Raw genomic sequence first — 12236 nt, forward strand, 5'->3', positions numbered from 1 at the left:
GGGTATCGGGAGGTGCTGGCCGTGTTCACCCGGGGCGGGAACGGGCTGCACGCCAAGGACGTGTGCCGGGCGCTGGGTGGCGGCACCGAGCCCCGGCATGTCGAGAGCATGCGGGCCCGGCTGAAACGGCTGGTAGAGCGGGGNGTTCTCACCGAGCCCGATCCCGGCCTGTTCGTCCTGCCCCNGCCCGACCCACCGGCCACCCCAGAGATCAACTCAAGCTGAGGCCCGACGAAAGCGTGCAGAACGCCCACTCAGATCTCCGCATGAGCTCGCGTGGCGACCTTCTGCGATCGCCCATCCCGCTGCCGATGGCAGGCGAACGCACCGAGCCGGCGCCGGGCATGTTCACCGCGATGGATCCTCCGGAGCACACCCGCTACCGGCGGCATATCGTCGAGTGGTTCTCGACGCGTCGGACCAGGTCCCTGGAGCCGCGGGTGATCGAGATCGTCGACCAGCACTTGGACGCGATGATCGCCGGTGGCGGTCCGGCCGACCTGGTGTCGGCGTTCGCCGAACCAGTGTCCGCGCTGGTGATTTGCGAACTGCTGGGAGTGCCCGTCGAGCAGCGTGAGGTGTTCGGCGCGGCTATCGCAGCGTTGTTCACCGTTCACTCCAGCGCGGAGGAGGCCATCAGCGGCTGGCAGAACATCGGTGGACTGCTGATGGGTCTCATCCAGGCCAAGCGGGCCGCATCGGCGGACGACCTGCTGGGCACGCTGGTGGCCCGGGGTGAGCTCAGCGACGAGGAGCTGATGACGATCGGCAGTGTGCTGCTGGTCGCCGGGCACGACACCAGCACCAACATGATCGCGATGGGAACGTTCGCGCTGCTGGAACATCCCGAGCAGTACGCGGCGCTGGCCGCGGACCCGGGCCTGGCGCCCGGTGCCGTCGAGGAACTGCTTCGCTACCTGACGATCGTGCACGCCGGCTCGATCCGTGCGGTCTCCGCCGATCTGGAGTTCGACGGCCACCAGCTGACCGCGGGTGACGCGGTGTCGCTCTCCCTCGCCGCGGCCAATCGGGACCCCGCACTGTGCGACGCTCCCGACCGCCTCGACATCACGCGCGAGCCCGTGCCGCACCTGGCCTTCGGGCACGGCATCCACCAGTGCGTCGGACAGCAGCTATCCCGATTGGAGCTGCGCATCGCGTTCGAATCGTTGGCGCGCCGCCTGCCGAACCTTCACGTGGCGGTGCCGACCAGCGAGATCCGTACCCGCTCCGAAATGATCATCTACGGTGTGCGAGAGCTGCCGGTGACCTGGTGAGTGTAATGATCTACCGCGAGATGCTCAAATCCAAAATCCATCGTGCCGTCGTGCGACAGGCCGATCTTCACTATGTTGGTTCGATCACCATCGACGCCACCCTGATGGCGGCCGCCGGCCTGTGGCCGGGAGAAAAGGTCGACGTGCTGGACATCACCAACGGTGCGCGGCTCAGCACGTACGTCATCGAAGGTGAGGCGGACAGCGGGACCATCGGCATCAACGGCGCCGCCGCTCACCTGATCAGTCCAGGCGATCTGGTGATCATCGTCGGCTATGCGTTGATGGCCGAGGAGGACGCCCGCTCTTACCAGCCCAACGTCGTGTTCGTGAACGGCGACAACCAACTGGTGCGCATGGGCACCGACCCGGCCGAGGCGTACGACGGCGTCGGTCTGGTGCGCGGTGACACCAACAGCCCCCAGCCCTCCCTTTCCGAGCAGGCCGGAGACCCGCGGAGAGCGCAGTGAACACTGCCGAGATCATGACCGCCTTCACCAGCGGCCTGGCCGACATCAATCTTGCTGAGCCTGACACGGCTCGCGGTGGTGAGAAGGCTGCGGAAAGAATGAAAACGGCCAGCTCGACAATCTATGACATGGCCGCCACCCTCTCGGCGAAGGGGGACCTGTGGAACTGGGGGATGTATGACCCTGAGATCGTCGACGAGATCCGGGCTCGGTTGCCAGGGTTCGGGGAATTCGGCACGGACGGCTTCAGCGAGCAATTGTACTTCCTGGCTCTGCGGGACCTGCCGATCGGTCTGGACGACTACGACGGTCGCACGGTGCTGGAAGTCGGCTGCGGCACCGGGGAAGGCCTGAACTTCCTTTCCCGTATCGCCCGTGGCGCACGGATGACCGGCCTGGACCTGTCGCCGCGAGCCATCGCCAGGGCTTCGGCGACCCTCGCGCGTGCGGACGTACTGGAGTTCGTGCACGGCGACGCCGAGAAACTGCCTTTCGTTGACGGCTCCGTGAACATACTCGTCAACATAGAGAGCTCGCACAACTATCCTGATCTCGGCAGATTCCTCCGGGAGGTGGAACGTGTGCTCAGCCCCGGCGGCATCCTCACCCACATTGACGTCTTCACGCGTCAGCGTTACGCGGCGATGCGCCGGATGACCGCGGAGATCGACGGCCTGACCTGGGTCACCGACCACGACATCTCCGACCGGGTTCGCGCGGCGATCCGCCGCCGGATGGCGTCCGACAGCCATTTCCACGCCACGCTCGCGCGGCAGCGGATGAACCCGATGGCGCGCAGGATCGCGGCACACAGCCAGATCCTGATGTTCGGCGGCATGTTCGCGGGATATCAGCCGCCCGCCGTGATCAGGCTGCTGAGCAGGATCGGGATCGTGCCCTGGGTGAGCGGCCTGCCGATGGAGAGCTACCGCCACCAGGTAGCCGTCCGCCGGTGACCTCGATCGGTGCCCGGACCAGGAGCGGGCGACGTGCGGCCTGATGGGGGAGACGTGGACACACGATTGTTCGCTGTCGCGGCAGACACCGAGGACAGACTGGCGGAACTCCTGCGCACGCACCTTGACCGAGTGCGTGCGCGGGCGGGCCTGCCGGCGCTGGCCTGGTACTGCCATGACGCCGCGGTGCGTACCGCCGGAGCGCGGCACCGCCTGACCTTCGTTGTCGATTCGTACGCTGATCTCGCTGAACAACTGGCCGCCGCCCTCGCGGGAGAAACCGACCGCATTCCTCCCGATGTGACGGCACGCCGGCCCGGCCTGGTGTTCGTCTTCGCCGGGCAGGGCGCCCAGTGGTACGGAATGGGCCGCGAGCTGCTGGTCGCTGAGCCGGCGTTCCGGGAGGCGCTCCTTCGCTGTGATCAGGAGGTTCGGCGTTTCGCCGAATTCTCGGTGGTAGAGCAGCTCGGGTTGGACCCGCCAGCGTCCCGGATGGACGAGATCGACGTGCTGCAGCCGACCATGGTGTCGTTGCAGATCGCCCTGACGGCTTTGTGGCGCAGTTGGGGGATCGTGCCGGATGCCGTGGTCGGCCACAGCATGGGGGAGATCGCGGCCGCGCATACCGCAGGCGCGCTGGGCCTCCGAGATGCGATAATGATCGCCTGCCGGCGCAGTGCGCTGCTGCGCCGGATCTCCGGTAGGGGGGCGTTGGCCGCCACGGAGCTGTCCCCCGCCCAGGCGCATGCCGTCGCGGATGCCAGCGCCGGGCGCATCAGCGTCGCCGGCGAGAACAGCCCCCGGTCGACGGTGCTGGCCGGCGACGCGGCGTCACTCGCCAGGCTCGTCGATGATCTCACCCGGCGCGACGTCTACTGCCGCGTGATTACGGGAACCGTCGCCTCGCACAGCCACTACGTCGATGACCTGCGCGCGGATCTTGATCTGGCGCTACGGTCGCTGGCACCGGGACCTACGAAGATCGTGATGTACTCGACCGTGACCGGCGAGCCCGTGCCAGGAACGAGCCTCGCCTCACAGTACTGGATGCGTAACCTGCGCGAGCCGGTCCGTTTCGCCGCCGCGGTCGAGCGGCTCGGTGACACCGGCCATGAGGTGTTTGTGGAGGTAAGCGCGCATCCTGTCCTGTTGAGCCCGGTGCGGCAGACGCTGGCGCACGCCGGACGGCCGGCGCATCTGCTGGCATCCGGTCGGCGGCAGGCGGAACGGCGCTCGGTCCTGGCGTCGCTCGGCATGTTGTACGGCTGCGGGCGGGAGCCGCGGTGGGCGGCGTTCGCCCTGTCGGAACCCGGAGCCACGCTCACCCCTTACCAGGCGGCCGTGCTCGGCGCGGTCCGCCTGACCCGGCCCGCCTCCCAGCTGGAGACGAGCCCGGCACTCTGATAGGCTCTTGTATCTGGATGCACCTCTGTATCTAGAAGGAGCCTGTCATCGCGACCAGACGGTTGTCCCGCGAGGAGAGTCGGGAGCTGACCCGCGAGAAGCTGCTGCGCTCGGCGGCGGAGCTGTTCGCCGAGCGTGGCCTTGCCGGCACATCGGTCGAACAGATTGTCGAGCGTGCCGGTTTCACGCGAGGCGCCTTCTACGGCAACTTCGACGGCAAGCACGAGCTCGTGCTCGCCCTGCTGGAGAAGCGCACAGAGCGTGAGCTGGAGGAGCTGCGGGCGCTGGGCCGTGACGCCGGCTCGTTCGAGGGCATGGTCGAGCAGTTCCGGGCCTGGCATCGTGAGCGTGACCGTCACCTCGCGAGCTGGCTTGTGCTGCGCACCGAGCTGTGGCTCTACGGCCTGCGCAACCCGGGCGTCCTGCCGACGCTGACCGACCGGGAGGCGCGGACGCGGACGATCATCGCGGAGGCGCTCGCCCGCGACTTCACGTCTCGTGACGCGTCCCCACCTGCTCCGGTCGAGGTGCTCGCGTTGATAGTGCACGCGCTTGACGACGGCCTGGCGATCCAACGGGTCCTGTCGCCCGAGAGCAGCCCGGACGACGCGGCAGTCGACGCGGTGGACCTGTTACTGCGGTCGTGGGTCGCGTTGGGTCGCGAAATAGCTGCGGAGAAAGGGAACGACTGATGCCCGAGCACGTCTACCGGGTGCTGGTACGCGGACGGTTTGACAAACTTGACCCCCCGGCGCGGGAGAAGCTTCGCCGGAACGCCGACCAGCAGGATGTGCTCAACGCGTCGTTCACCGAAGAAGGAACGCTCGTCTACAACGAGTCCATCGTCGCCTTCACATTCCGCCTGGTCGTTCGAGTCGAGTTCGACGACAAGGCGGAGCAGCGGGCGCAGGATGCCGCCGAAGAACGGCTGATGGCAAGGTTCGACGAGATCGGCTGCGGCTATCGCGACCTCCGATTCGGAGTGACGGACATGGACAGTATGAAGATCAACCGGCCAGCGCGGGAGCGGCGCTGAGGCGGAATTCCGCAGAACAGGAAGATCATGGTCGATACTGAGCGGACCACCTGGCCGTCCGAGCCGGTACTGCAGGTGGCCCAGCCCGCACCCGACCCGAGGCGTTGGTGGGCTCTCGCGGTCCTGCTCGTCGCCACGTTCATGGACCTGCTTGACAACAACATCGTCACGGTGGCTATTCCGAACATCCAGCAGCATCTCGGGGCGTCGCCAACGTCCATCCAGTGGATGAACGCGGGCTATACTCTCGCCTTCGCTGTGATGCTGATAACCGGAGGTCGACTGGGAGATATTTTCGGTCGCAAGCGAATGTTCTTGACCGGTGTCGCCGGGTTTATGGCGGCGTCCGGAATGTGCGCGATTGCGCAGAGTCCGGAATTCCTCGTCGGCGCCCGGGTGGTCCAGGGGGGCGCTGCGGCCGTCATGGTGCCGCAGGTACTGGCGATCATCCACGTCAGCTTTGCTCGGGAAGAAGTCGGCAAGGTCGTCAGCCTATACGCGGGCATCGTGGGCCTAGCGATCGTCGCGGGACCGCTCGTCGGTGGTCTTCTGCTCCAGTGGAACCCGTTCGGCCTCGAATGGCGCAGCATTTTCGCGGTCAACCTCCCCGTCGGCGCGGTAGCGCTGGTGGCAGCGTCGGCGTGGATGCGGGAATCCAGGTCCCCGCATGCTCGCCGGCCCGACGGGATAGGGATGATCCTCGTCGCCGTAGGGCTGCTGCTCGTGCTTTTTCCGCTTGTGCAGGGGCGCGAGCTGGGCTGGCCGACGTGGAGCATTGTCGCCATGGTAATCGCTGTCCCAGTGTTCGCGCTGTTCCTACGGTATGAACGGGAAAAGGTGCGCCGTGACGATTCGCCACTGTTGGCGTTGAACCTCTTCAAAACTGGCAGCTTTTCTGTCGGCGTCGGCACGCAACTGTTGTTCAGCTGCGTGCCGGCTGGATTCTTCATCACCTGGACGGTTTATCTGCAGGGTGGTCTGGGCTGGTCGGCACTGCATACCGGTCTGACCACGATTCCGTTCTCCATCGCTGTTCCCATGGCTGGCGGACTCGCGGTACGCTACATTTTTCCGAAGTATGGCCGTCGCTGCCTCATGGTGGGAGTGGCGGTGATGACGTCGGGTGTTCTTTCCTACGTGTGGACGGCGCATCACTTCGCCACCACCGTGACATCATGGCATGCTGCCCCGTCCCTGCTGCTGATCGGTTCGGGCATGGGCCTGCTGGTCGCGCCACTGACCGGGATGATCCTGATCGATGTGCCGCCGCACGAAGCCGGCGCGGCCTCCGGAATCATCAACGCGACCGGCCAGCTTGGCGCGGCAGTGGGCGTCGCGCTGATCGGTGGGCTGTTCTTCTCCGCCCTCGCCACCGGCGAGCCGGCCCGGACCGACCGGGTGACGTCGCAGGTCCAGCAGGCCCTGGTCAGCCAGGGGCATTCTTCCGGCGAGGTGACTCGGCTGATGGCCGAGCTGCGTCGGTGCGATATCCACCAGCCTGACCTCAGTCTTGTCCCCGCTGACTGCGGCGGGCGGGTGAGCGTCACCGATCGTGGGACTCTGACGAACGCCTTGGCTAAGGTGTACGCGGAGGTATTCGTCTCCGGATTCGTCAAGACCCTGTGGTGGATCGTGGGTGCGCTCGCCGTCGTGTTCTGTCTGCTCTTTCTGCTACCCGCCCGGCGCGGCGGGCCCTGAGAGCGGACGATCGGGCGTGTTGGCCAGGCGGGCCGCGGATTCGCCGACCCGGCGAATCCGCGGCCCGCCCGAGAGTTCCTGGGCACAGACCAGTTCCCTCGGCCTTCGAACCAGAGCACCGCCGGCTGTCCGTGGCAGGTGTGGTCGATCCGCGGTCAGAGCCCGTTCACCGGACCATGCGGTCCATCAGCCGGTCCAGCTCTACCTCCGGCTTGGCGGTGATACCGCCATGCACGGCGCCGGGCTGAACGACTGTGCTGCGCGGCGCGGTGAGCCAGCCGAAGCGTGCCCGCGCCGATCTCGTGGCGGCCGGGCCGGCGGCGGGATCACCGGCACACACCATCTGGATAAAATTCAGCGCTGCCTGGATCAGCTCCACGTCGGCATTGGAGTCCAGCGCTCTGAGTCGTTCGGTATCAACGTTGATCGCCGCGGCCAAAAATTCCGCGGCAGGACTGTAGAGCAGTACACCGACGTTTATCCGCTCGCCCCGGTCGACCCTTGGGACAGCGAACAGAAGAGCATAGTCAAATGCGAAAAATGATTCCGGCACGGCGATCACCTCCCCGCGCCAGGCCACCAGCCGCGGTCGCCGGCACGACGCGCGAGCAGGTACTCCACATACCGTTCCCGCAGGGCGGCGGCATCGGCTTCGCCCGGCTGGACGGAGTTCATGCCCAGCAACCACAAATCGGGGACCAATGCCGTCACCTCCGCGAGCAGGTCGCGAGTGACCACGGCCGCGAGCTCGGAGTCGAGCTGTTCGAGCGCCTCCGGCGAGAGATCCTTGACGAGGACTGTCAGCGCGTGCTCCGACAGGTCGTAGCGGCGCGCCGCCCAGGTGCTCACCGACGGCCAGGAATGCTGGAAGACCAGGGCAGCCCCGTGATCGATGGCCCACAGTGCACGATGCCAGACCAGGAGATTCGGATTGGACCAGCTCCGGTCCACGTTCGCGGTCAGTGCGTCCAGCCAGAAGATTCTCGCGGCCTCCTCGGCCGGCGGTTGCCAACTGGCGCCGTCGTAGCCTATGGACCCGGGGAGGAAATCCATTCCGAGATTGTCTCCTGCGCTCGCCCGTAGCAGCTCCTGCACCTCCTGGTCCGGCTCCCGCCGCGCAATCTCCGGATCGACGGTGAGAACGACCAGATCGGGTACCCGGATACCGAGCCGCCGGCCCAGCTCCCCAACCACGATCTCGGCGACCAGAGCCGCGCTTCCCTGCCCCGCCCCGCGAAACTTGACGACGTATATGCCGTCGTCGTCGGCTTCGACCAGACCTGGCAGGGAGCCACCCTCCCGCAGGGGCGTTACGTAACGGGTTCCACGCACATGCCGCAACACATTGCTGACTCTACTCCTGACTCTCCCGCCGGGCGGCATCGATATCCACAGCGGTCTACGGCATGTCTTTCCCAGAGGGTTCAGCTGACGTCGGTCGCTTGATCCCCGATGCCTTCGATCTGGGTGGGAGTGTCGCTGCGTAGCTGCGCGACGAGCCTGCGAGCCGTGGGGGGTGTCTCTATGGCGTTGTCAAGCGGCGCGGGCCGGCTCGGGCGCGGGGTTGGTAGCGGGCGGCTGGTAGGGCTTGCGGTCGCAGATCATGGCGTAGAGGACGTCGACGCGGCGGCGGGCGAGGCAGATCAGGGCGGCGTTGTGCCGTTTGCCTTCGGCACGTTTGCGGTCGTAGTAGGCCCGGCTGGTCGGGTCGCTGAGACTGGCGAACGCCGACAGGAACAGGGTTGATTTCAGGGCGTGGTTCCCGCGTTGGGAGCGGACCTCGCCGCGGATCGAGCTGCCGGAACGGCGGGTGACCGGAGCCAGGCCGGCGTAGGCGGCGAGGTGCGCGGCGGTCGGGAACGCGGCGATGTCTCCGATGATCGTCAGGAGGCTGGCGGCGGTCCTGACCCCGACACCGGGCATCCAGACCAGGACCTCGGAAAGAGGGTGCGCCTCCAGGGTGGCTTCGACGTCCTGGGCGAGATCGGCGCGTTCGTCGAGGACGCCGAGAAGTTTGCGGGCGACGCCGGCGATGACCGGGCCGAACGCGGCGGTGCCGGGCACGACCACGGTCTGCTCGTCGAGGACACGGACCAGTTGGCCGGGCAGCGTCTTGGCGAGCCGCGGCGAGCGTGGACGCATCGTCGTGGCGATGCCGGTCTCGCCGAGCTGCCGCAAGGCGGTCGGGGTGGGCGCGTCGGCGAGGAGTTCGAGGACGCCGGGTCGATGGATGTGGCTGCCCAGCAGGCGTTCCGCGGCCGGGTGGATGTGCAGCAGGGCGTCGCGTAACCGGTTGGTGAGCCGGGTGGCTTCGGCGGCGAGGTCGCTGTCGTAGCCGACCAGCACGGTGAGTCCGGCGAGGGTCTCGTCGTCGGTCCCGACCCGGCGCAGGGTGTGGGGCAGGGTGCGGGCGGCGTCGGCGATGACGTAGGCGTCGCGGGCGTCGGTCTTGGACTCGCCGGGGTGCAGGTCCGCCAGGCGGCGCATCGTGAGCCCTGGCAGGTAGGCGACGTCCAGGCCCATCTGGCGGGCGACCGCGATCGCGAGGGCGCCGATGCTCGCGGGCTGGTCGACGATCACCAGTACTCGTCCTGAGGTGGGCCCCGTTCTTCGGACAGTGATCCCTATGAGGGATAATTGATCCGTGAACGGAGGAGATCAATGAGTCAGTCACGCAGGCGGTATACACCCGAGTACAAGGACGAGGCGGTGAAGCTCGTCATCGACTCGGGCCGCCCCACCTCGGCGGTCACGAAAGATCTCGGTATCAACGAAGGAACATTGGGGAGTTGGGTCGCGACCTGGCGGCGGGCACACCACAACGAAGAAGAACCGTTGTCGATGTCCGAGCGGGCCCAGCTCCACGAGCTGGAAAAGGAGAACCGGGAACTCCGGATGGAGCGCGAGTTCCTCTCAAAAGCGGCCGCCTTCTTCGCGCAACGCCATCAGTGATCGACAAGTACGAACTGATCGCTGCGGAGAAGGACAACTACCCGGTATCCAAGATGTGCCTGTGGCTGGCCGTGTCGACATCCGGTTTCTACGACTGGTCTCGGCGGCCGGCGTCGGCCCGGACCCGTCGGCACACCACCCTCGACACCCACGTGCGGGCGGTGTTCGCCGTTTCCCGCCAGACCTACGGCGCCCGGCGGATCGCCGCCGCCCTGACCGCCTCCGGCCTGCGCGTCTCCGTCCGCCTCGCCCGGCAGATCATGCGCCGTGCGGGGCTGAAAGCCTGCCAGCCCAGGGCCTACCGTCGCACCACCATCCCCGACCAGACCCCGCCGCCCGCCGACCACGTCCGCCGCGACTTCACCGCCACCCGCCCGGGCGAGAAGCTCGTCGGGGACATCACGTACATCCGTACCGGCGAAGGATGGCTCTACCTCGCCACCGTCATCGACCTCTACTCCCGTAAAGTCGCCGGCTGGTCGATGGCCAACCACATGCGCACCGAGCTCATCATCGACGCGTTCACCATGGCAGCCTCCCGGTACGTAGTCGGAAGTCCCGTTGAGTTGATCGACGTTGGCGGTGGCTGCGGGGGCTGGGTGTGGCCTGATGGTCTCCGTGGGTGATGGTTCGCTGGTCGGGATGGTTTGCTGTGGTGCGTGGCGGTTGTCGAGTCGGGTGTTTGCGGCGTTGCTGGTGGTGAGGCGCTGGCGGATGTGTTGGTGGAGAACGGCCGTCTGCGAGTCGAGCTCGCGGAGCTGGGGACGGAGCATGCCCGGCTGCTCGCGCGGGAGACCGCGGCCGCGGCCGAGCTTGAGGCGTTGCGGGCGGAACTGGCGACGTTGCGTCGGATGCTGTTCGGCCGGTCGTCGGAGCGCGCGTCGGGCGGGCCGCCGGCCTGCGCCGGCGCAGGGGACAGCGGTGATGGTCGGGACGGGGCGGCTGGTGAGGGGGCTGGTGGGTCGACGGGCCGGCCGCGGGGGCCGGGGGCGCGTTCGGGCCGGCGCAGCTACGACCACCTGGCGCGTGACGAGGTCGACGGCGACTTCGAGGGCGGGGGTTACACGTGCCCGTCGTGCGGGGCGTCGTTCACGCCGTGGGGTGAGCACGTCGTCGAGCAGCTCGACTGGGTGGTGTCGGTGCGGCTGCGGGTCACGCGGCGTCGCCGCTACCGGCGAGGCTGCCGGTGCGGGGGGCCGGTGACGGTGACCGCGCCGGGCCCGTCGAAGGCGATCGGGAAGGGTCTGTTCACGCACCGGTTCCTCGCCCTGCTGGTCGTGGAGCGCTATGTCGCGGGCCGTTCCCAGAACTCACTGGTCACCGGCCTGTCCCGGCAGGGGGCGGAGATCTCGCCGGCGACGCTGACCGGGGCGTGCGCCCAGGTCGGCGACCTACTCGCCCCGCTCGCGGAGAAGATCGNCGGGCGGTCGCGGGGGGCGTGGCACCTGCACGCCGACGAGACGACCTGGCGGGTGTTCACCCCGACCGGCGGGGACGGCTCGGCGCGCTGGTGGCTGTGGGTGTTCCTGGGGCCGGACTCGGTGTGTTTCGTGATGGACCCGACCCGCTCGGCCGCGGTGCTCGCCGACCATGTCGGGATCGATGCCGAGACCGGGCAGCTGACGGGCGACGGCGCCGGCGGCCCGCGCCGGCTGGTGATCTCCTCGGACTTCTACGCCGTCTACGCGTCCGCGGGGGCGAAGGCGGACGGGATCGTCAACCTGTTCTGCTGGGTCCACGTCCGGCGGTACTTCCTGCGCGCGGGCGACGCGAACCCCGCGCAGCTGGGGATCTGGGCCCGGCAGTGGCGCGAGCGGATCGCCGCGCTCTACGCGGCGCACGCCGAACTCGCCGCCGCCTGGCAGGCGGCGATCACGGCCCCGAGCCCGCCGGCCGAGCGGCGTCTCGCGACCGCCTACACCGGTTGGGACCGCGCGATCGACGCGATCGACACCGCCCGCCGCGAGCACATGGCGTCCCCCGGCCTGCCCGAACCCGCGCGCAGGGCGCTGGCCACGATGGACCGGGAGTGGACCGGGCTGGTCGCCCACCGCAACCATCCCATGATCGGTCTGGACAACAACCCGGCCGAGAGGATCATCCGCAAACCGGTGATCACACGGCGGAACACCGGCGGCTCCCGCACCGACGACGCCGCCCGCCGCGCCGCCACGATCTTCACCGTCACCGCGACCGCCGACCTGCACGGCCTCAACCCACTGACCTACCTGGCCGACTACCTCGACGCCTGCGGTCGCGCCGGCGCCAGAGCACCCACCGGGACGGACCTCGACCGGTTCCTGCCCTGGGCTGCCAACCCCGACGACCTCGCCCGCTGGAGGAAGCCTCCCGGCTGACCCAGCCACGCCAGCCCGACTCCAGCGGTGTCACACCCGGTGACACCGCCCGTCAGCATTCCCCCACGCGACTTCCGACTACTTAC

General features: G+C 68.0%; 10 protein-coding genes and 3 pseudogenes. 10 read left to right on the forward strand and 3 right to left on the reverse strand.

What is annotated here, in order from left to right:
• The 8 genes and pseudogenes from BMG523DRAFT_RS20355 to BMG523DRAFT_RS20390 form a co-directional block, all read left to right on the forward strand.
• Positions 1-225: pseudogene (locus BMG523DRAFT_RS20355) on the forward strand (hypothetical protein); the annotation flags it as partial.
• Between the two features lie 41 nt (positions 226-266).
• Positions 267-1277, forward strand: coding sequence for a cytochrome P450 (locus BMG523DRAFT_RS20360; protein WP_235463292.1), 1011 nt, complete (start codon positions 267-269; stop codon positions 1275-1277).
• 5 nt (positions 1278-1282) lie between these two features.
• Positions 1283-1747 (forward strand): aspartate 1-decarboxylase, encoded by a 465-nt coding sequence (gene panD, locus BMG523DRAFT_RS20365; protein WP_011435560.1) that lies wholly within the window; start codon positions 1283-1285, stop codon positions 1745-1747.
• Entirely contained in the window at positions 1744-2703 is a 960-nt protein-coding gene (locus BMG523DRAFT_RS20370) for a class I SAM-dependent methyltransferase (protein ID WP_023842133.1), read from the forward strand. The genes panD and BMG523DRAFT_RS20370 overlap by 4 nt, the downstream gene beginning before the upstream one ends.
• 54 nt (positions 2704-2757) lie before the next feature.
• Complete coding sequence (locus BMG523DRAFT_RS20375; RefSeq protein ID WP_051623980.1) at positions 2758-4107, forward strand: acyltransferase domain-containing protein; 1350 nt, start codon at positions 2758-2760, stop codon at positions 4105-4107.
• A gap of 47 nt (positions 4108-4154) precedes the next feature.
• Positions 4155-4799, forward strand: a complete 645-nt coding sequence (locus BMG523DRAFT_RS20380) for a TetR/AcrR family transcriptional regulator (RefSeq protein ID WP_035734604.1) — start codon at positions 4155-4157, stop codon at positions 4797-4799.
• Positions 4799-5143: a DUF6204 family protein gene (locus BMG523DRAFT_RS20385; protein ID WP_011435565.1), complete on the forward strand. Its 345-nt coding sequence runs from the start codon at positions 4799-4801 to the stop codon at positions 5141-5143. Before BMG523DRAFT_RS20380 ends, BMG523DRAFT_RS20385 begins: the two co-directional genes overlap by 1 nt.
• A gap of 27 nt (positions 5144-5170) precedes the next feature.
• Positions 5171-6841: an MFS transporter gene (locus BMG523DRAFT_RS20390; protein ID WP_043592022.1), complete on the forward strand. Its 1671-nt coding sequence runs from the start codon at positions 5171-5173 to the stop codon at positions 6839-6841.
• A gap of 166 nt (positions 6842-7007) precedes the next feature.
• On the opposite strand, the gene BMG523DRAFT_RS20395 is transcribed toward BMG523DRAFT_RS20390, so the two are convergent.
• The 3 genes and pseudogenes from BMG523DRAFT_RS20395 to BMG523DRAFT_RS20405 all read right to left on the reverse strand — a co-directional run.
• Positions 7008-7403: a DUF3037 domain-containing protein gene (locus tag BMG523DRAFT_RS20395; RefSeq protein ID WP_235463293.1), complete on the reverse strand. Its 396-nt coding sequence runs from the start codon at positions 7401-7403 to the stop codon at positions 7008-7010.
• On the reverse strand, positions 7400-8182 hold the full coding sequence (locus BMG523DRAFT_RS20400) for a HipA family kinase (protein ID WP_368671130.1): 783 nt from the start codon (positions 8180-8182) through the stop codon (positions 7400-7402). Before BMG523DRAFT_RS20400 ends, BMG523DRAFT_RS20395 begins: the two co-directional genes overlap by 4 nt.
• Positions 8183-8374: 192 nt before the next feature.
• A pseudogene (locus tag BMG523DRAFT_RS20405) lies at positions 8375-9439 on the reverse strand (IS110 family transposase); the annotation flags it as partial.
• A gap of 63 nt (positions 9440-9502) precedes the next feature.
• Here BMG523DRAFT_RS20405 and BMG523DRAFT_RS20415 point away from each other — a divergent pair.
• Positions 9503-10335: pseudogene (locus BMG523DRAFT_RS20415) on the forward strand (IS3 family transposase); the annotation flags it as partial.
• A gap of 117 nt (positions 10336-10452) precedes the next feature.
• Positions 10453-12150 (forward strand): IS66 family transposase, encoded by a 1698-nt coding sequence (locus BMG523DRAFT_RS20420; RefSeq protein WP_235463296.1) that lies wholly within the window; start codon positions 10453-10455, stop codon positions 12148-12150.
• Positions 12151-12236: the final 86 nt, after the last annotated feature.

Origin of the sequence: Frankia sp. BMG5.23 (assembly GCF_000685765.2) — a bacterium.
Lineage (GTDB): Bacteria > Actinomycetota > Actinomycetes > Frankiales > Frankiaceae > Frankia > Frankia casuarinae.

Bases quoted from the DNA above. Each gene is read 5' to 3' on its own strand.
- BMG523DRAFT_RS20360 (WP_235463292.1), top strand. From the start codon at position 267: ATGAGCTCGCGTGGCGACCTTCTGCGATCGCCCATCCCGCTGCCGATG.
- panD (WP_011435560.1), top strand. From the start codon at position 1,283: ATGATCTACCGCGAGATGCTCAAATCCAAAATCCATCGTGCCGTCGTG.
- BMG523DRAFT_RS20385 (WP_011435565.1), top strand. From the start codon at position 4,799: ATGCCCGAGCACGTCTACCGGGTGCTGGTACGCGGACGGTTTGACAAA.
- BMG523DRAFT_RS20390 (WP_043592022.1), top strand. From the start codon at position 5,171: ATGGTCGATACTGAGCGGACCACCTGGCCGTCCGAGCCGGTACTGCAG.